Here is a 19,730-nt window from a genome sequence, read left to right on the forward strand (position 1 = left end):
TTTTATAATTATATTGCTTCTATTAGTTTCTTTTCCTTTAATCCAAAATAAATCCCTCCTAAAATTGTACTCAGGAAATAAGTTCCTACCAGCAAACTACCCCAAGAAATATAAGAATCCACCCCAAACCAATCTCCAGTATATAAAATAAGAGCTATTCCTGCCAATCCTCTAAAAACCTCTATCCAAATACCGGAAGGATGACCATCCATCAAGGTAGTATATCCATAGATTCCAAAAAAAACAAAAGCACCATATAATAATAACCCATCTGCTCCTATTTGACCATAATTGAAAAACATAAACAATATAAGCCCCAAACACGCAAGCATTTGAGAAATAACATACCATTGAAATGAAATTGAAGTCGGTGTTTTATACTTATTAAAATTATACACATCGGTAATAATTTCAACCGGGTACTTTATTTTTACATCAGCTGGTCTCCAGCCTGTTGGCATAAACCAAATACGCAACTTATCATAATAATTTTTGGTTCTCCAAGCATCTTTAATAAGTCTCCACAAGTGTTGAAAATTAATTATAATGGGATTCCATGTGTTCACAGGTTTTAGCACTCCAAATTGTGGTGGCGCATCTTCCAACTCTTCTTGAAAAGTACCGAACATACGATCCCATACACAGAATATCGCAGAAAGGTTTTTGTCTATATACTCTGGGTTTATGGCATGATGCACTCTATGCTGAGATGGTGTAACAATCACATATTCCAGCCAACCCAATTTACCAATATGCTTGGTATGATACCAAAATTGGGCAAAAAGATGCACTGGGGCCAAAATGGCAATAACGTTATTTGGAATACCCAAAAGTGCTGCGGGTATAAGGAATATAGCATAGAAACCCAGTAAATTAGATATAGGTTGACGTAAAGCACAAGCTAAATTAAATTCCTCGCTACTGTGATGAATCATATGTGTATTCCAAAAATAGTTTATATGATGGCTAAGTCTATGATTCCAATAACTGGCAAAGTCCAATGCTACAAATGCTACTATCCAAACCACCCAAGTGATTTTCATATCCACCAATGCCAAATATTTTAAGAAAAAGGGATAGGTAACCAGAACTATGCCAAGACCTAATGAATCTTTAATAATATTGGATAAACCTGAACTTATACCTGAAACAGAATCCATAACATTATGGGTTTGTTTCTTAACTAGTGAACCATATAAAATCTCAGCTCCTAACAGAACCAAAAAAAAGGGAATGGCGTACAACAATGCATTTGCGTATGCTTCCATAAAATTAAAAACTTAATAATAAATATCCTTGAAACTAAATTTAATAAAACCCTTTGTATTAAAGGGTATACTTTGTCCTAAAAACAAAACCTTTACCATGAATGTTCTCTATTTTTATGGATGGATCCTTTTCCAAGTACTTTCTTAAATGGGTAATAAATACGTTTAAACTTTTCTTATTAAAATAATCGTTCTTTCCCCATATCCTATTAAGAATATCTTTATGCCTGCATAGTTCATTTTCATGGGAAGCCAAAAATTTAAGCAGTTCATTTTCCCTTGACGTTAAGTGAATTATATCATCCTTATAAAACAGTTCCTGTGTGGAACTCTTTAAATAATATGCTCCTATGTGAAAGTTGGATTCCTGTGGTTCTTCCAATTTAGATGTACGCAGCCTAGACAACAAAGTAGTTATTCTTACCACCAATTCTTCTTCGTCAATTGGTTTTTTTAAATAATCTACCGCTCCCAGTGAAAAACCTTTTAAAACATCTATTTTTAAGGACCTTGCCGTTAGAAAAATAAAGGGTAGTTCAGGATTTGTTTTTCCTATTTCTTTTGCCAAAGTAAAGCCATCCATTTCTGGCATCATAACATCTAAAATAGCCAAATCAAACAAATCTGACTCAATGGTACGCAATCCCTGCATAGGGTTTTTTTCCCAAATCACCTCAAAGTCTTTCATCCTAAGGTATTCTGAGAGCAGATAACCTAGGGATTCATCGTCCTCTACCAATATTATCTTAAACTTTCTTTCCATTTTTGTTCAAAGGAATTTCTATTAAAACTGTGGTTCCCATTCCCACTTCACTTTCTATCATAATTTTTCCTTTATGATTTTCCACTACCTTTTTTACATAACTAAGACCCAATCCGTAACCCTTCACTTCATATGTATTTCCGTTCAAAACTCTATAATACTTTTGAAAAATACGGTTTTTATCCTTTTCATCTATTCCTTTACCATTATCACTTATTATAATTTGAAGCTTTCCATTTTTCTTTTTGGCCTTTAGATTGATTATTGGATTTTTTGAATATTTTTTAGCATTGTCCAATATGTTATTGATAGAATTTTCCAAATGCGAAGCTTCTGTTTTAATACAATATGGACCCTCATCTAAATCATAGGAGAAGGAAACATTCTCAATCGAAGAGAGTGTTTTAAATTGTGAACAGAGTTTTTTAATATTTGGCTCAAAATCCATTTTCACAAGAGTAAAAACCCTTTTCTTAGCCTCAAGGCTACCTAGTTCCAAAACTTTGTCTATATGGTTTTTTAATCTTTCCACTTCTTGCCTGATTATAGCAATCTTTGGATTGTTCTCATCCCCTATTTCCTCTTCCAGCATCTTACTTGCCAAGCCAATGGAAAAAACTGGAGTTTTTAATTCATGTGTAAGGTTATTTATAAACTCATTGGTTGTTGTAATCACATTTCGTTGCCAATAATAGGTTCTTAACACCCAAAACACGGTAGCAATAATTCCCAAAATAAAAAGAAGGCTAGGGAGTGTAAGTCCGTTCAACTTAGACAAAAAGTAGGAGTTCAAACTTTCAAATTGCAACTCCAATATTAATCTTTCATTCAAAAGCTCCGGCAAATACCCTTCTAACTGTATAGGATAAACCGCAATATTATTTTCCTTGTTAAAAGTCGCGGGAGATTTAAGATAATAGGTAGAATCACGGGCAAACAAACCATAGGTAAAATCGGCGTCTATTCCATTATTTACCATCCTTTCTGTTAAATAATCGTTTAAGAAGTGGCTGGATGCATCTTTAAGACTATCTATTTCCAGTTCAAAATAAGATTGGTCCTCTCTTATAGCCTCTCCAATCAGAAAAGTAAGTCTATTGTTCTCTTTTAACTCTTCCTTTATGGTTTCGCTTGCCGTTCCTATTTTTATATTGAACTGTACTTTTGCCAGGTTAAGCCCTACCCGTAAATATTGATATTGGACAATTGCCAAGCCCAATATGGATACAATAAAAACTATAATATATATGTTTTTCTTTTTCAAAACTTTTGCTAAATAACTAAAAATAGCCTTCTCTTATCTTTTCTTAAACTTTTGTTTATCTAATTAACTCTTTGTTAATCTTTTTTACCCAACGGTTAACTCCTTGGCACTACATAGAACTCTACTTTAGCAACAGTTAAGTTAATGTAAAAAATAGTAGTAAGAAGTAATCAATTTTAATAGGCTGACCATTTGCGAATTGGTCAGCCTATTTTTCAAACTAAATCGAATGAGACCAAACAAAATTATAGTATTGATAGGGGTATTTGCCACCATGATGCAATTAAATGCCCAAGGCTGTGTAGCAATAAGACATTTTTCTTCTTGCGTTGGAAACACATTGGAAAACAACCTTTTAGGACCAGGTGATGTACAATTTGGCATGAACTACAGATATTTTAAATCTTTTAGACATTTTAGGGGAACTGAGGAAGAACCAGATAGGATATCCAATAATTCAGAGGTCATAAACAATTCCCACTCTTGGGATTTTTTCTTAACATATGGCCTTACAGATCGACTGTACACCAGTGTTACCATTCCCACGGTAATTAATACAAGGTCTTCTTTATACGAACACGGAAGGGAAGAAAGGCATACTTCCTTCTCTAGGGGACTTGCAGATATTCGAATAGGGGTCGGCTATTGGTTACTAAACCTTGAGAAACATGAAAACGGAAACGTAGCGGTTGGGTTGGGATTAAAACTTCCTACTGGAAATTACAATGCTTCAGATATATTTTACAATGTGGGACCAGATGAAACACCGCAAGTAAGACCCGTTGATCAATCCATACAACCAGGGGATGGAGGTTTTGGTATTACTGCAGATTTTCAATTTTATCAGAAGGTGGCCACCAACTTCTTTGCATATGGTGGTGGTTTTTACCTATTGAACCCAAAAGAGGTAAATGGCACAAGAACTTTTAGGGAAACTTTAAGCCCTATTTTGGAAAATGAGGCTATTATGGCCGTTCCAGACCAATATTCGGTAAGAGCAGGATTTAGTTATAGCATATCCAATACTATATCTACATCTTTGGGTTCTAGGTATGAAGGTGTACCTGTAAAAGATATTATGGGTGGAAATGAAGGGTTTAGAAGACCTGGAAATGTTCTTTCCATTGATCCTGGAATCGCCTTTATGAAGAATAATTTTTCATTAAACCTTAATCTTCCTTTTGCAGTGAGAAGGGAAAGACCACAAAGTATTACCGACAAACAAACCGAAGAACTAACAGGAAATCCTAGAAATGGTGATGCTGCCTTCGCAGACTATGTTATAAATTTTGGTATTTCTTATAGAATATCAAATAACAAAGTTAAAATTGACCCTACACTAATGGATGAATTTAAAAATTAGAATAATGAAAATACAGACCAAAATCAAACAAAACATACTTCCAATTTCAATAGGTGTTGTGTATTTGTGGTTTGGATTGTTAAAATTCTTTCCCAATCTAAGTCCTGCAGAGGAATTGGCAAAAACTACAATTTATGAACTTACTTTTGGGCTAGTCCCACCCAACATTTCCATTATTCTATTGGCTATTTTGGAAACCGGGATAGGATTGTTGTTAATCTTTAATTTTTACAAAACAATAGCCATTAGATTCGCCTTGGGGCATATTTTTCTAACCTTTACCCCATTATTTATTTTCCCAGAACAGGTGTTTAACAATACTCCTTTTGAACTTACACTATTAGGGCAATATATTGCCAAAAACCTTATAATAGTAAGCGTGCTCATTGCTTTATTAAATAACAACGGGAAGCATGGTAAATTCGCAAGAATTTAAATTTTACCCCAAACTGGCCAAACTTTTTTCCAAGGTCTCGATTTTAGCTTCAGCATCGGCAGCTTTTTTCTTTTCCATAGCCACAACTTGCTCCGGAGCATTGTTCACAAAACGCTCATTACTCAATTTGTTCTGAACGGATTGCAAAAAGCCTTTGGTATAATCTAGCTCTTCTGTAATTTTCTTTATTTCAGCCTCCACATCAATTGCGCCAGACATTGGAATGAAGTATTCATTACTTTTTACCCTAAAGGACAAAGCACCATCCACAGGTTTATTTACATAGGAAATACTTGAAACATTCGTAAGTTTTTGTATTACAACATCCCAATTTTTGGAAACATTTTCTTCATTTAATAAAGAAAGCTCCAAAGCATCTTTCATTGCAATATTCTTTTCTTTTCTAATGGTACGTATTCCCGATATTACTTCTGAGGCAAAATCAAACTCTGTTATTAAATTTATATTCACCTTCTGATCTATCGGCCATTGTGAAACCACCAAAGCCTCTTCTGGAGTCCGAACGGCAATATGTTGCCATACCTCTTCTGACAAAAATGGCATAAAAGGATGTAATAACTTTAGGTTTTCCTCAAACAAATGGATTACGGCATCATATGTTTCTCTATCAATGGGTTGTTGATAGGCTGGCTTAACAATTTCAAGCAGCCAAGAACAGAAATCATCCCAAACCAGTTTATAGATTGCCATAAGGGCATCTGATATTCTATATTTGCTAAAATGGTCTTCAATTTCCACTAGTGTTTGATTAAATTTAGCGCCAAACCAGTTTATTCCCAAACTTGAAGCTTCAGGCTGCGGCAAGTCGCTTACCTCCCAGCCTTTTATTAATCTAAAGGCATTCCATATTTTATTGGCAAAGTTCTTTCCTTGCTGACATAAAGTCTCATCGAACATTAAATCATTTCCCGCAGCAGAACTCAATAATAAACCAACACGAACACCATCAGCACCATATTCTTCGATCAACTTTAGAGCATCTGGAGAATTGCCCAAAGATTTGGACATTTTTCTACGCTGCTTGTCCCTAACCAATCCTGTTAAATATACATTTTCAAAAGGACGCTCATTTCGGTATTCATACCCCGCAATAATCATACGTGCAACCCAAAAGAACAAAATATCTGGTCCTGTAACCAAATCATTTGTTGGATAGTAATAGTTAACCTCTTTATTATTTGGCTCCAAGATTCCTCCAAAAACACTGATTGGCCATAACCAAGATGAGAACCAAGTATCCAGTACATCTTCGTCTTGACGCAAATCGTCAGCTGTTAGTACCTTTTTGACCCCACCCGAAGTGATAGCTTGCTGGGCTTTTACCAAGGCTTCCTCCTTACTTTCTGCCACCACAAAATCGTTCTGTCCATCACCATAATAGTAAGCAGGAATCTGTTGTCCCCACCATAATTGACGGGAAATATTCCAATCACGAATGTTTTCCATCCAATGACGATAGGTATTCTCAAACTTTTTGGGGAATAATTTTACCTCATTATTCTTTAAAACGGCATCAATGGCAGGTTTTGCCAATTGTTCCATTGCAAGAAACCACTGATCCGAAAGTCTTGGTTCTATAACCGCTTTGGTTCGCTCTGAAGTACCAACTTTGTTTAGATGTTGCTCCGTTTTTATTAAAAAACCTTTTTCTTCTAACTCTTTAGAAATTTCTTTACGAACTACAAATCTATCTTTTCCCTGATAATGAAGTCCAAAACTATTTAGAGTGGCGTCCTCATTAAAAATATCTATTACCTCAAGATTATGCTTTTCTCCAAGAGTTTTGTCATTAATATCATGTGCAGGAGTTACTTTAAGACAACCGGTACCAAATTCTATATCTACATACTCATCCTGGATAATGGGTATAACTCTATTACAAAGCGGAACAATGGCTTTCTTACCCTTTAAATGGCTATATCTTTCATCATTTGGATTGATGCAAATAGCCGTATCCCCTAAAATAGTTTCTGGCCTAGTAGTGGCAATTGTTACGCTTTCATCTGACCCATCAATTTGATATGATAAGTAATACAATAATCCTTGCCTTTCTTCATGGATAACTTCTTCATCTGACAGAGTGGTTTTTGCCTCAGGATCCCAATTTACCATACGGTGACCCCTGTAAATCATACCTTTATCAAACAAATCAATAAAAACCTTGATTACTGAAGCAGACATATCGTCGTCCATGGTAAACTTAGTTCTGCTCCAATCACAAGAACACCCTAATTTTTTTAATTGCTCCAAAATTACCCCTCCATACTCATGTGTCCAATCCCAAGCATGATCAAGAAATTCATCTCTGGAAATATTAAATTTATCCTTTCCCTGCTCCTTGAGTTTGGCTACAACTTTGGCCTCGGTTGCAATAGAGGCATGATCTGTCCCAGGAACCCAACACGCATTTTTCCCCATTAGGCGGGCCCTACGAATCAATACATCCTGTATGGTATTATTGAGCATATGCCCCATGTGCAACACTCCTGTAACGTTTGGTGGTGGAATTACTATTGAATAAGGCTCCCTGTCATCTGGCACTGAATTAAAATATCCATGCTTCATCCAGTAAGAATACCACTGCTCTTCTACCCTTTGGGGTTCATATTTTGATGGAATCTCCATTATTTTCGGTACGGTTTTTGTTTTGTGTGCTTGGGCAATCGTATAAATTGCGAAAGTACTGTGTTAAATTTTTGTAATCTGTATGTTTTTTGCCCAATTTTAAAATACGAAACAAAAATAAGTAACGTTATAACATAACAAAAGAATTTTGGACGATGATGTTAAAACATTTAAATTTGAAATTCACCCAAAACAAAAAATGATGAAAAAACTAGTACTTGTATTATTTGTTGGACTTCTTGGATTAAGCTTAAATGCCCAAGAAAGCTCAGCTAAAATAGAATTTGTATCAGAAACCGTTGATTATGGTGAAGTTGATAAAGGTAGTGATGGTGTAAGAACTTTTGAATTTAAAAATACGGGAAATGCCCCTTTGGTAATTAGCAAAGTAAGTTCTAGCTGTGGATGTACAATCCCAGAAAAACCAGAAGGTCCTATTGCTCCGGGAGCAAATGGTGTTATTAAAGTAAAATATGACACAAATAGAGTTGGTCCAATTAGAAAAGCAGTAACTGTTATTTCCAATGCGGACACACCTACCAAAGTGCTTAAAATAAAGGGTGAAGTTAAAGCACCTGTCCCTGCACAGTAGAACAAAGAAAATAAATATTAGAAAAGAGACCCGCTAAAAGCGGGTCTCTTTTTGTTTAAAATAATTTTTTAAGCACAAAAGTAAAAAGCAAATCACTGTTATAGCGTTCAATAAGAACCTTTACTTTTTTTCCTTCTTTCTCATTCAGCATTTTCATAACTTCTTGAAGCTTGTATTTATGAATTCTTTTACCATTTATAGCCAGTATTAAATCACCTTCTCTTAATCCAGCTTCCGCTGCCGGACTTCCTAAACGTATAGAAGAAACTACAATTTCGGGCACCAAGCTCAATCTTGTTTTGTTTTCCATCAATATTTGAACATTACCAAAAGAATTTCTATCATCTTCAATTACAACCCCTCTAGCGTCTGCAATACTTTCAGCAATATATCTAACTCCATCATGCTGCAGTTCTATTCCCGCCCAGTTATATTGAAAAGGCTCTTTAAAATTTCCATTCTTTCTAAAAGTCACCTTCTTTCTGGAATAATCAAAAACAACATTGAATCTTTTAAGAACCTCTCCCCCAACACTTCCATTTCTATTCCCCATATTATTTATTGTCCCAAAAGACTCCATATCTGGGAAAGCAGCCTTAGCATCATTCAAAATAAAGCTGCCTATACTAAAACTATGGACTTTTGTCCGCTTACCATAAATATCTCCACTTAATCCCCTTCCCAAAAAATCATCATAATTATTGTGAGGAACGTCCAATCCCTTTTTCTGATTTTCAAAAAGCCATACAGCATCGCTACTTCCCGTGTCCACCAAAAGTCTAACAGGAACATTCTTGCCCTTACCTAAAAAGATACCTCCATCAACATAAGCCTTATTTTTTTCTATGGCCAATGGCAAACTTCTAATTTTTCTATTATCCTTGTGCCTATAAAACTTAGGGTCATGCAATTTTATAACCTTATTTATATAATTTATCTCTACTACAAAATCTCTAAAAAGATCATACCCAATTATTCCATGAATTGGCATACCCAACGAAGGTGATAAATTTATACTCTTATCCAAAACCACATAAAGCTCTTGGTCTTTGTTTTCAACTTTACCTATTCTAAATTGATTTTCTTTTGATTTTAATGCCTTAATAGGCATACCATTTCCTAGACCCCTTATGGTAATTTCTGAAACATTATTGATTTGAACAGAATCTTGGTCGGAAATATTAAATAGTATGGGCTTATTGGCACCAGAATCCAATATAAACGAGAGTTCGGCCCCATTAACATCAATTGGCATAACAATAAGGTTATTGACCAATTCAAAATGTATTTTTTGTACTTTCTCTCCTTCCGGCAAATTAAACGTCTGCGCCCCTCCCAAAAATGGGAGGCAAATGAGAAAAAATGCGATATACAATGATTTTATATACAAAAAATTAGATTTTAACAACGGACTAATAATAAATATACGGATTTTACAATAAAATTACTTGTTAATTAACATTCCCCTAGCATATTAAATAAAGTTATATACTGTTGTTTTGTCCGTTATGATTTCTCACTTTTGTGTAAAATAATAGTGCATGCCATCTATATCAAAGAAAGGGCAATTAATGCCCCAATCACCTATAAGAAAACTGGTTCCTTTTGCAGAAGAAGCAAAGAAAAGGGGAATAAAGGTTTTACACTTAAATATAGGGCAACCCGATATTGAAACTCCCAAAATTGCCTTAGATGCAGTAAAAAACAACACAATATCTACCTTGGCCTATGCCCAAACTGAAGGTTCTGAAACTTACAGGAAAAAACTTGCAAATTATTATTTAAAGCAACAAATTAATGTAAGTCCAAAGGATATTATAGTGACTACAGGAGGTTCAGAAGCACTAACTTTTGTTATGGGTACCATTGCTGACGCCGATGATGAAATTATTGTTCCAGAGCCATTTTATGCCAATTATTATGGTTTTGCCCATGCCTATGGAGTAAAAATTGTGCCTATTGTTTCACACATAGAAGATAATTTTTCCCTTCCACCAATAGATGAGTTTGAAAAACTGATATCCTCCAAAACAAAAGCGATTTTAATAAACAACCCAAACAATCCCACGGGTTACTTATATAGTAAAGAGGAAATTCAAAAATTGGCGGCAATTGTAAAAAAGCATAATATTTTTTTAGTGGCCGATGAAGTTTACAGGGAATTTATCTATGATGAAAGCGAACATCATTCCATTTTACAAGAACCTGGACTGGATGAGCACGCCATCATTATTGACTCGGTCTCCAAAAGATATAGTATGTGTGGCGCAAGGATTGGCTGTCTGGTATCAAAAAATAAGGATGTCATAAAAACGGCCCTAAAGTATGCTCAAGCCCGTTTATCTCCCCCCACCTATGCCTTAATTGCCAGTGAAGCGGCTTTAGACACTCCGCAAAGTTATTTTGATGAAGTTAAAAAAGAGTATGTAAGTAGGCGGGATTTACTTATTTCTGAGCTCAGAAAAATTGAAGGGGTAAAAGTTGCCAAACCCAATGGTGCTTTTTATTGTATTGCCGAGCTACCAATTAATAATTCGGATGATTTCGCCCAGTGGACATTAGAGCATTTTCAATTCCAAGGAGAGACAGTAATGGTCGCACCAGCGGCAGGGTTTTATGCAACTGATGGTTTAGGAAAAAACCAAGTGAGAATTGCGTATGTATTGGAGAAAGAAAGTTTAAAAAGAGCTGTAAAGATCTTAAAAGAAGCTCTAAAATCATATAACAGTTAATGAATTTACAACAAAATATATCCTTAAAAACATATAACACTTTTGGTATTAATGCCAAAGCCGCATATTTTCTGGAGATAAATTCTGTTGATGATTTAAAACAAGCATTTCAATTGGAAAATCATCCAAACAAATTTGTGTTAAGCGGTGGGAGCAACTTGCTTTTGACCAATGACTTAAATGCGTTGGTGCTTCATATTAACATTAAAGGAAAAAAAATCGTTGAAGAAAATGATACCTCCGTAGTTGTTAATATAATGGCCGGTGAAAACTGGCACAACATGGTGCTTTGGGCATTGCAAAATGAATATGGTGGATTGGAAAATATGTCCTTAATACCTGGGAATACGGGAACAGCGCCCATTCAAAACATAGGCGCTTATGGAGTAGAGCTAAAAGATGTGTTTAAAAGTTGCGAGGCAATGAATACACAAACATTGGAAATAGAAACGTTCTCTAAAAAATCGTGTCAGTTTGGATATAGAAATTCATATTTCAAGAATGAAGGAAAAGGGAAATATATCATTACATCTGTAAACTTAAAACTGACCAAAAAAAATCACAAACTAAACACCTCATATGGGGCAATAGAGGATGAACTGAAAAAAAATAACATTTCCCAACCAACAATTCAGGACATTTCCAAAGCTGTAATTGCCATAAGAAAAAGTAAATTGCCAAACCCCGCTGAAATAGGAAACAGTGGAAGCTTCTTTAAGAATCCTGTATTAAATGCATCTGAGTTCAAGGATTTCTCTAAAAAAAATCCTGAAGCCCCCTTTTATAAAGTTTCCGAAAATGAAATAAAAGTACCTTCTGGTTGGCTTATAGAACAATGTGGTTTTAAAGGAAAAAGGGTTGGTGATGCAGGAGTACATAAAAAACAAGCATTGGTCTTGGTTAACCATGGAAATGCCACTGGCAAGGAAATTTTAAATCTTTCCCAAACAATCCGTGAAGAAGTATTTAAAAAATTTGGCATAAGAATTATTCCAGAAGTGAATATCATAAAATAACCCCCGTAAACATTTACAGGGGTTATACCAAACCAAACTAACCAAAAACTAAGTGGTAATAACCAGTTACACACTTATTTTATAAATATTTTTTTTACGCTAATGAGTAACAATCAATTTTATATTTTAGCGTTTGGTTTATATACGTTGATAAACCTTAAACTGGATGCCTTAGGCAAATATTTTTTTGGATACGTAGACTTTAAATGAGCACTTTACTTGAAAAACATATTGTGGAATTACTCCAAGAGAGAAATGAAAAAGCAATTTCATTGCTCTACGAACACTATGGTGATACGTTATACGGGGTAGCATTTAAAGTTTTACGAGATGAGGAGTTGGCGCAAGATGTCTTACAAGAAAGTTTTGTTAAAATATGGAAGAAGTCCGATTCTTATGATGCAACAAAAGCAAAATTGTTTACATGGCTTTTTAGAATCACTAGAAATTCAGCTATTGATAAGTTAAGAAGTGTTAAAACAAAAACCGATAAGGAAATCCAAATAAACGTTTCAGACGTATATAGTTTAGGTGTAAATAGCACAAAACCCGAATTAATGGATGTTCGGGAAAATTTGGAAAAAATAGAACCTAAATATCAAATTGTTTTGGATGCCTTGTTTTTTCAAGGGATGACACAACAAGAAGCCAGTGAAGAACTGGATATTCCTTTGGGAACTATAAAATCCAGGTTAAAAATTGGTCTTAGGGAATTAAAAAAAATTTATGGGGCCTCTATGCTGATTACACTTCTCTTAAGCATAATATCATGAAAGATAAAATTAGAATTTTTTTAGATACAGATTTATTGGAGAAATACTTAATAGGTAGTACTTCAACTGAAGAATCTTTGCAGGTAGAACGTTATATAGCTATGTACCCAGAGGTAAGGGAGACATACAATGAACTTCAGGAAAATTTAGAGACATTTGCTAAAATGCATGCAATTAAAACTCCTGAAGGTCTAAAAGAAACTATACAAAATAGAATAAAACAGGAAAATAAGGGAAGAAGAAAATTCTTTAGGTATGCAGTGGCAGCCAGTATTGCCGCACTTATTTTTGCTGGCTCCTCCTATTTCTTTTGGAATGAGAATCAAGGATTACAGGAAGAAAACACTTATGTTAGCAACAAAATCAAGGATTTAGAGGCTGATATGACCAACCGTTTGGAAGATTTTAGAAATCAATTTATTGTTCTTAACAACCCCCAAACTAAAAAATACAATGTCAATGGCAACCAAAAAGCAAAGGAGCTAAAAGCGGTGGCCTACATAAATCCAGTAAAAAAGTTATCCTATATCAATGTTAGAAATTTGCCAAACCTTCCAGAAGACCAATGTTTCCAAATGTGGGCAGAAGTAAATGGGGAGATGGTAAATCTAGGTGTGATTAAAAACATATCAGACAAGGATAAGTTATTTGCACTTCCCTATGCCGAAAATGCAATTGGCTATATTACCATTGAGCCCAATGGTGGAAATGTTACGCCAACGGTAGAAAATATTGTTGCCAATATATCTTACTAAACAGCAATATAAAATCGCATATACCCGCTTAATCCTTATTATTTGATGGGTATAATTTCTTACCTTTGCACAAATACTTAGCATGAAGTTAGCACTATTAACAATTGGACTTCTCTCATTGGCCTTTGCGGGGATTGCAATAAAAATATGGTCTAAAAAAGATGGCAAATTCGCTGGCACATGTGCTAGCCAAAACCCATTTTTGAACAAAGAAGGAGAAGCTTGCGGGTTTTGTGGGAAGCTTCCCAGTGAGCAAGATTGCAAAAAAGAAACCGCCTAAAACCTATAAAAAATTAAGGTCTACTTCTATTCATTTTTGAAACACTTTTGGGTTTGAAAAAAACTGATGACATTACAAAAGAGAATATTCAAAAGGCCAAATCCGGTAATCAAATAGCATTCAGTGCTTTACTCGATACTTTTTGGAATGATGTCTATGGTTTTCAATTAATTCGCACCAAGAATGAAAATGATGCTGAGGACATTACCATTCAAACTTTTTCCAAAGCTTTTGATAAAATAAATACGTTTGACGATAACTATGAGTTTAAAACATGGTTGATTACCATATCCAAAAACATTCATGTTGATTTAATTCGTAAAAGAAAAAGAAACATCCTTGAAAGTACAGATTTTAGGAATAAGGATGCCATAGGTGTTTTGGATGTTGCCCCAAGTGCCGAAGACCAGATTATAATAGAGCAAAACTTGGCCAATTTATTACAAGACATAAAAAAACTTAAACCTCATTACCAAAAAGTAATCAACCTTAGGTATTTTAATGAATATAGCTATGCCGATATCGCTACAGAATTAAATGAGCCAATAAATAATGTAAAAGTAAAACTTTTACGAGCCAAAAAACTACTGGCGGAAATTATAAAAAGTAAGAAACAAGAGTAGCTTTTCTCCTTTAACCTACAGTATTTTGTTTCGTATATTTGTATAAATTTTTCTGAATGAGTATAGAAAGTGTTGCACCACCGAAAGGAAAACCAAAATGGCTCCGAGTAAAACTACCAACAGGTAAAAAATACACCCAATTGAGGGGTCTTGTTGACAAATATGACCTGCATACCATTTGCACTTCTGGTAGTTGCCCAAATATGGGAGAATGTTGGGGAGAAGGAACGGCCACTTTTATGATTTTAGGTAATATTTGCACACGTTCCTGCGGATTTTGCGGGGTTAAAACTGGTAGACCAGAAAGTGTAGACTGGGAAGAGCCGGAAAAAGTAGCACGCTCTATAAAAATTATGCAGATTAAGCATGCTGTAATAACTTCGGTAGACAGAGATGACCTTAAGGACATGGGATCTATTATTTGGGCGGAAACCGTACAGGCCATTCGACGAATGAATCCAACAACTACATTGGAAACCCTTATTCCAGATTTTCAAGGAATAACATCTCATTTGGATAGAATAATCAAAGTGGCACCAGAAGTTGTATCCCATAATGTTGAAACTGTAAAAAGATTAACCAGAGAAGTACGAATACAGGCCAAATATGATAGAAGTCTTGAAGTTTTAAGATATTTAAGAGCAAATGGTGTAAATAAGACAAAATCTGGAATTATGCTTGGGTTGGGAGAAATGGAGGAAGAAGTACTGCAAACTATGGAAGACCTTAGGAATGCCAATGTGGATGTGGTCACGATTGGGCAATATCTACAACCATCCAAAAAACATTTACCAGTAAAAGAATTTATACTTCCCGAGCAATTTAAAAAATATGAGGAAATAGGACTTAAAATGGGTTTTAGGCATGTAGAAAGTGGTGCTTTGGTGAGATCTTCGTATAAGGCGCATAAGCACATTAACTAGAAGGCAATTCAAAAATATAATCCCGCAATTGCGGGATTTTTTATCTCTATGAAGCAAATTAATATTGGAATTAACGGTTTTGGACGAATAGGGCGAACACTTTTCAGGCTACTGGACGAGCACCCTGATTTAAAGGTAGTAGCCATAAATGATTTGGCAGATGCCAGAACCTTATCCCATTTACTAAAATATGATAGTATTCATGGAGTATATAAGTTAGATGTAACCCATGATGAAAACCACATCATAGTGCAAGGCATGAAAGTGCAATTAACCAATCATTCAGAACCAAAAGACATTCATTGGGGTGATTTAAATGTAGATGTTGTAATAGAGTCCACTGGGAAATTCAAGACAAAATCCCAGTTAGCTCATCACTTAAATAATGGCGCAAAGAAAGTAATTCTTTCTGTTCCTCCCATAGAAGATGATATTAAAATGGTGGTTTATGGGGTAAATGAAAATAGTATTGCAAAAGACGATACTATAATCTCCAACGCATCATGTACAACTAACAATGCCGCTCCCATGATAAAGGTCATAAATGACTTATGTGGAATAGAACAAGCCTACATAACAACGGTCCATTCCTATACTTCTGACCAAAGCTTGCATGACCAACCCCACAGGGATTTAAGAAGGGCAAGAGCTGCATCACAATCCATTATACCGACCACAACTGGTGCCGCCAAGGCATTGACCAAGATATTTCCCGAATTGTCTAATGTAATAGGAGGCTGTGGCATACGTGTTCCAGTGCCAAATGGTTCTTTAACGGACATTACACTTAACGTAAGAAAAAACACCACAATACAGGAAATAAATGATACTTTTGAAAGAATTTCACAGAATGAATTAAAAAACGTACTTTTTTATACGAAAGACCCTATAGTTTCTATTGACATAAACAATAGTTATTATTCTTGTACGTTTGATTCTCAGATGACTTCGGTTATTGGGAAAATGGTCAAAATTATTGGTTGGTACGATAATGAAACTGGCTATTGTAGTAGAATTATTGATCTTTTGCATTTATTGATAAATAAAAAATATATTTGAACGATAGATTTCTACATATAACACTTAGGAATATTGTTTTAGTTTGGATGCTGGTTATACCTTTTAAAAATTTGCAATCCCAAGAAAAAACACCCCAAGACGAAAGCTTGGAATCCTATTTTACAGATGCTACTTATTATAAGAATTTAAATAAATTAGATGCTGCGTTAGAAACATTGAACCAAGCAGCTAAGGTTGCTGAGGCCAAGGAAGATATAAAAGGTCTTGTTGATTGTTACCATAAAATAGCGTTGGTATATTTAGATTTAAAAGATACCAAAACGTGTACTTTTTATTGGGACAGGGCAGATGTTCTCCTTAAGGACATGGAATATAGATATGGTAGCGCCGTTCATAGATATATAGAAGCCATTTTATTATACAAAGGAGGAAATAATTTCCAAGCTATTTATCTCCTCAATGATGCCAAAGAATTAAATAACGATAGAAATTTATTTCACAATATAGTTTTGGTGGAGGCACGTATATATTCCGATTTGGAAAAATATGACAATGCTTCAAAAAATTACAACTCGTTATTGGTAAACAATGATATTTACGAGAAAGAATTTTTGGCCACTCAGGCATATTTGGGTCTTGCCAGAATGAACTTAAAAAAAGATTCTCTCGAAATAGGTGTCCAAAATGGATTGAATGCCCTGAACTTAGCTGAGAAAAATAATTTTCATCAAGAAGTAAGGGAAAGCAACCAATATTTAAGTGATGCCTATGAAAAAATGAAGAGGTATGACCTAGCGTTGGTCTATAACAAAAAACTAAAAGCTTTAACCGATTCCATTTTTTCAATAGAAAAAATTAGAGGTGAGACAAAAACTGCCGCTCAGATTAAAGATGACTTTCAAACAGAAGAAATAGCCCGCCAAGATTTAAAAATAAAGGAGTTGAGTGAATCTCAAAGCCGTTCTGAAATAACAGCCATACTAACTTCTGCCTTCCTTACTATTATTTCATTGCTAGCTGTTTCTCTATATAGAAACAATCAAATAAAATTAAAAACAAATGATTTACTGCATACCAAAAATAAGGAATTGCAAACCGCTAGAGATAAAGCAGTATCTGCTATGGAGGCCAAAACCAACTTTTTGTCAACTGTAAGCCATGAGCTTAGAACACCTCTATATGCCGTTACAGGACTAACACACCTTCTGTTGGAGGAAAATCCCAGTGAAAGTCAAAAAGAACATCTTAAAGCTTTAAAATTTTCTGGAGATTACCTTCTAAATTTTATAAATGACATTCTCCAAATCAATAAAATCGATGCAGATAAATTAGAGATTCTACAGGTAGATTTTAATTTAAAAAAGATATTGACAGATGTTATAGATGCCTTGACACAAAGTGCTAAAGAAAATAAAACTAAACTTATTTTGGATTATGATGAGGATATACCGGCCAATCTATTGAGTGACCCCATTAAGCTTTCCCAAATATTTATCAACTTAGTAGGCAACGCTATAAAATTTACAAAAAATGGTACCGTAACCATCACTGCCAAATTATTAAACCAAGTAGATGATAATACAACCTTATATTTTGAAATAAAGGACACCGGTATTGGTATCACCGATGAAAAACAGCAAAACATCTTTGATAGTTTTGAACAAGGTTCTATACAAATTAATAGAGAATATGGTGGTACTGGTCTGGGATTAACAATTGTAAAAAGTCTTCTCGGTCTTTTTAACAGTAAAATTCAGTTAAAAAGTGTTTTTGGAAAAGGAAGTTCGTTCTTCTTTGAACTTAATGTAAAGAGCAAAACTAATTCTGAAGAAGTCAATACACTTCAATTGGGAAATTTAGAAAAGGCACACGATTTAAAAGGGTTGCACATCTTAATTGTTGAAGACAATAAAATTAACCAGGTCATTACAAAAAAGATGTTGACCAAAAAAGAGATTACATGCGACATAGCCAATAATGGAAATGAAGCAATAGAATTGGTAGAAAAAAACAAGTATGATGCCATTTTAATGGACATACATATGCCTGGAATAAGTGGTGAAGAAGCTACTATTCAAATAAGAACGTTTGACAAAACTACGCCCATAATTGCATTGACAGCCATTTCTCTGGATGATAGTTTAGAAAGTTTTTATGCCGCTGGCTGTAATGATGTGGTGACCAAGCCATTTAAACCAGAAGTCTTTTATCAAAAAATTGGAGAAAATATTTTTGATAAAAAAACTAAGGATTTAGCTTCATAGTATTTGTAATTGCATTGACAATTTCCTCTTTACCTTCCCCAAAAAATTTATGTTTTATAGGAATGAAGCACATATTTTGAACCTTGTTTTTTAGTCTTACATAATCTTTTTCCGTAGTCAATATTAATTCCTTTTCATTGAACAATTCAATTTCCCTTTCTGTAAAAAAGTGATGGTCTTTATATTTAAGGTGATTTACTTCAACGTTATTTAGATTCAAAAATTCCAATAGGGGTTTTGGATTTGCAATACCTGTCACCAAAGTGATTTTTTTATTCTTGATAGCATTAAACCCAATACTTTTGTCTTCTCTTATAAATTGTTTTCCATACTCCAAATAACTAAATAACACTCTTTGATGCACCGCTGGCTTTAACATTTGCACAATCCTTTCTTGGTCAACAACCTTTAAACTAGAAGGACATTTTGTAACAACTATAATATGTGCCCGTCTTACTTCCCTTTTACTATCCCTTAAATTTCCTGTCGGTAAATACCAGTCATTAACAAAAAGGTTATCATAGGTAGTTAACAAAATAGAAATACTTGGTTTTACTTTCCTATGTTGAAAAGCATCATCCAAAAGAATCAAATCAGGTTTAGATATGTCTTCAATAATGGACAGAGCATTACTCCTATCCTCATCTACAATAACTTTTATTGAAGGAAATTTTGTCTGTATTTGAAAAGGTTCATCTCCAATTTCTTCAACTCTGGTATTTTTAGTAGCCTCAATAAATCCCTTGGTTTTTCTTCCGTACCCCCTACTCAAAACCACAAGGTCTAAACCATCCTTAAATTGAGAAATCAAAAACTCTATCATTGGGGTTTTACCGGTGCCACCTACACTTAAATTACCAATACAAACCGTTGGCGTCTCAAAGGATCTAGAAGGAAATATTCCTTGATCATAAAGATAGTTCCTTAGGCAAACTACAAGAGCATAAATAAGGGATAACGGAAAACTTAATTTTCTTAGGAGCCACATCTGAACGAAAATATAATATTTTAT

18 protein-coding genes are annotated in these 19,730 nt (G+C 34.5%); 12 read left to right on the top strand and 6 right to left on the bottom strand.

Going from position 1 to position 19,730, the window contains the following annotated elements:
• Window positions 1-8: 8 nt before the first annotated feature.
• Genes GGR42_RS05805 through GGR42_RS05815 form a run of 3 tightly spaced genes read right to left on the bottom strand, consistent with a single transcriptional unit; the run spans window position 9 to window position 3,295 of the window.
• A complete protein-coding gene (locus tag GGR42_RS05805) occupies window positions 9-1,268 on the bottom strand; it encodes a sterol desaturase family protein (protein WP_167961803.1) in 1,260 nt (419 codons plus the stop codon).
• Between the two features lie 58 nt (window positions 1,269-1,326).
• Entirely contained in the window at window positions 1,327-2,031 is a 705-nt protein-coding gene (locus tag GGR42_RS05810) for a response regulator transcription factor (protein ID WP_167961805.1), read from the bottom strand.
• Window positions 2,015-3,295, bottom strand: a complete 1,281-nt coding sequence (locus GGR42_RS05815) for a sensor histidine kinase (protein ID WP_167961807.1) — start codon at window positions 3,293-3,295, stop codon at window positions 2,015-2,017. Before GGR42_RS05815 ends, GGR42_RS05810 begins: the two co-directional genes overlap by 17 nt.
• A gap of 229 nt (window positions 3,296-3,524) precedes the next feature.
• On the opposite strand from GGR42_RS05815, the gene GGR42_RS05820 reads away from it, so the two are divergent.
• Window positions 3,525-4,658 (top strand): hypothetical protein, encoded by a 1,134-nt coding sequence (locus GGR42_RS05820; protein ID WP_167961809.1) that lies wholly within the window; start codon window positions 3,525-3,527, stop codon window positions 4,656-4,658.
• Between the two features lie 4 nt (window positions 4,659-4,662).
• On the top strand, window positions 4,663-5,094 hold the full coding sequence (locus GGR42_RS05825) for a DoxX family membrane protein (RefSeq protein WP_167961811.1): 432 nt from the start codon (window positions 4,663-4,665) through the stop codon (window positions 5,092-5,094).
• Window positions 5,095-5,097: 3 nt separating this feature from the next.
• On the opposite strand, the gene GGR42_RS05830 is transcribed toward GGR42_RS05825, so the two are convergent.
• Window positions 5,098-7,740: a valine--tRNA ligase gene (locus tag GGR42_RS05830; RefSeq protein WP_167961822.1), complete on the bottom strand. Its 2,643-nt coding sequence runs from the start codon at window positions 7,738-7,740 to the stop codon at window positions 5,098-5,100.
• Between the two features lie 199 nt (window positions 7,741-7,939).
• On the opposite strand from GGR42_RS05830, the gene GGR42_RS05835 reads away from it, so the two are divergent.
• Window positions 7,940-8,332 (top strand): DUF1573 domain-containing protein, encoded by a 393-nt coding sequence (locus tag GGR42_RS05835; protein ID WP_245201400.1) that lies wholly within the window; start codon window positions 7,940-7,942, stop codon window positions 8,330-8,332.
• 55 nt (window positions 8,333-8,387) lie between these two features.
• Here the strand turns inward: GGR42_RS05835 and GGR42_RS05840 are convergent, their stop codons facing one another.
• The gene (locus GGR42_RS05840; protein ID WP_245201401.1) at window positions 8,388-9,587 is read right to left on the bottom strand and encodes an aspartyl protease family protein; all 1,200 of its coding nucleotides are present in this window, start codon (window positions 9,585-9,587) and stop codon (window positions 8,388-8,390) included.
• 286 nt (window positions 9,588-9,873) lie between these two features.
• Between GGR42_RS05840 and GGR42_RS05845 the strand changes: the two genes are divergently transcribed.
• The 9 genes from GGR42_RS05845 (at window position 9,874) to GGR42_RS05885 (ending at window position 18,718) form a co-directional block, all read left to right on the top strand.
• Entirely contained in the window at window positions 9,874-11,064 is a 1,191-nt protein-coding gene (locus GGR42_RS05845) for a pyridoxal phosphate-dependent aminotransferase (RefSeq protein WP_167961824.1), read from the top strand.
• Window positions 11,064-12,080 (top strand): UDP-N-acetylmuramate dehydrogenase, encoded by a 1,017-nt coding sequence (murB, locus tag GGR42_RS05850; RefSeq protein WP_167961826.1) that lies wholly within the window; start codon window positions 11,064-11,066, stop codon window positions 12,078-12,080. The genes GGR42_RS05845 and murB overlap by 1 nt, the downstream gene beginning before the upstream one ends.
• Before the next feature lie 206 nt (window positions 12,081-12,286).
• The gene (locus tag GGR42_RS05855) at window positions 12,287-12,853 is read left to right on the top strand and encodes an RNA polymerase sigma factor (RefSeq protein WP_167961828.1); all 567 of its coding nucleotides are present in this window, start codon (window positions 12,287-12,289) and stop codon (window positions 12,851-12,853) included.
• Window positions 12,850-13,608 (top strand): anti-sigma factor, encoded by a 759-nt coding sequence (locus GGR42_RS05860; protein ID WP_167961830.1) that lies wholly within the window; start codon window positions 12,850-12,852, stop codon window positions 13,606-13,608. The genes GGR42_RS05855 and GGR42_RS05860 overlap by 4 nt, the downstream gene beginning before the upstream one ends.
• Window positions 13,609-13,690: 82 nt before the next feature.
• The gene (locus tag GGR42_RS05865) at window positions 13,691-13,888 is read left to right on the top strand and encodes a membrane or secreted protein (RefSeq protein WP_167961832.1); all 198 of its coding nucleotides are present in this window, start codon (window positions 13,691-13,693) and stop codon (window positions 13,886-13,888) included.
• A 53-nt stretch (window positions 13,889-13,941) separates the two neighbouring features.
• Window positions 13,942-14,511, top strand: a complete 570-nt coding sequence (locus tag GGR42_RS05870) for an RNA polymerase sigma factor (RefSeq protein WP_167961834.1) — start codon at window positions 13,942-13,944, stop codon at window positions 14,509-14,511.
• A 56-nt stretch (window positions 14,512-14,567) separates the two neighbouring features.
• Window positions 14,568-15,434 (top strand): lipoyl synthase, encoded by an 867-nt coding sequence (lipA, locus tag GGR42_RS05875; protein WP_167961836.1) that lies wholly within the window; start codon window positions 14,568-14,570, stop codon window positions 15,432-15,434.
• A 48-nt stretch (window positions 15,435-15,482) separates the two neighbouring features.
• Complete coding sequence (gene gap / locus GGR42_RS05880; RefSeq protein ID WP_167961838.1) at window positions 15,483-16,493, top strand: type I glyceraldehyde-3-phosphate dehydrogenase; 1,011 nt, start codon at window positions 15,483-15,485, stop codon at window positions 16,491-16,493.
• A complete protein-coding gene (locus GGR42_RS05885) occupies window positions 16,490-18,718 on the top strand; it encodes a tetratricopeptide repeat-containing hybrid sensor histidine kinase/response regulator (protein ID WP_394352750.1) in 2,229 nt (742 codons plus the stop codon). The genes gap and GGR42_RS05885 overlap by 4 nt, the downstream gene beginning before the upstream one ends.
• On the opposite strand, the gene lpxK is transcribed toward GGR42_RS05885, so the two are convergent.
• Window positions 18,699-19,706, bottom strand: coding sequence for a tetraacyldisaccharide 4'-kinase (lpxK, locus tag GGR42_RS05890; protein ID WP_167961840.1), 1,008 nt, complete (start codon window positions 19,704-19,706; stop codon window positions 18,699-18,701). The genes GGR42_RS05885 and lpxK overlap by 20 nt on opposite strands.
• Window positions 19,707-19,730: the final 24 nt, after the last annotated feature.

Origin of the sequence: Saonia flava (genome assembly GCF_011927795.1) — a bacterium.
GTDB classification, from domain to species: domain Bacteria; phylum Bacteroidota; class Bacteroidia; order Flavobacteriales; family Flavobacteriaceae; genus Saonia; species Saonia flava.

Coding starts and splice junctions, on each gene's coding strand:
- GGR42_RS05805 (WP_167961803.1), bottom strand. CDS start 1,268: ATGGAAGCATACGCAAATGCATTGTTGTACGCCATTCCCTTTTTTTTG.
- GGR42_RS05810 (WP_167961805.1), bottom strand. CDS start 2,031: ATGGAAAGAAAGTTTAAGATAATATTGGTAGAGGACGATGAATCCCTA.
- GGR42_RS05820 (WP_167961809.1), top strand. CDS start 3,525: ATGAGACCAAACAAAATTATAGTATTGATAGGGGTATTTGCCACCATG.
- GGR42_RS05825 (WP_167961811.1), top strand. CDS start 4,663: ATGAAAATACAGACCAAAATCAAACAAAACATACTTCCAATTTCAATA.
- GGR42_RS05830 (WP_167961822.1), bottom strand. CDS start 7,740: ATGGAGATTCCATCAAAATATGAACCCCAAAGGGTAGAAGAGCAGTGG.
- GGR42_RS05835 (WP_245201400.1), top strand. CDS start 7,940: ATGATGAAAAAACTAGTACTTGTATTATTTGTTGGACTTCTTGGATTA.
- GGR42_RS05840 (WP_245201401.1), bottom strand. CDS start 9,587: ATGCCAATTGATGTTAATGGGGCCGAACTCTCGTTTATATTGGATTCT.
- GGR42_RS05845 (WP_167961824.1), top strand. CDS start 9,874: ATGCCATCTATATCAAAGAAAGGGCAATTAATGCCCCAATCACCTATA.
- murB (WP_167961826.1), top strand. CDS start 11,064: ATGAATTTACAACAAAATATATCCTTAAAAACATATAACACTTTTGGT.
- GGR42_RS05855 (WP_167961828.1), top strand. CDS start 12,287: ATGAGCACTTTACTTGAAAAACATATTGTGGAATTACTCCAAGAGAGA.
- GGR42_RS05860 (WP_167961830.1), top strand. CDS start 12,850: ATGAAAGATAAAATTAGAATTTTTTTAGATACAGATTTATTGGAGAAA.
- GGR42_RS05865 (WP_167961832.1), top strand. CDS start 13,691: ATGAAGTTAGCACTATTAACAATTGGACTTCTCTCATTGGCCTTTGCG.
- lipA (WP_167961836.1), top strand. CDS start 14,568: ATGAGTATAGAAAGTGTTGCACCACCGAAAGGAAAACCAAAATGGCTC.
- gap (WP_167961838.1), top strand. CDS start 15,483: ATGAAGCAAATTAATATTGGAATTAACGGTTTTGGACGAATAGGGCGA.
- lpxK (WP_167961840.1), bottom strand. CDS start 19,706: ATGTGGCTCCTAAGAAAATTAAGTTTTCCGTTATCCCTTATTTATGCT.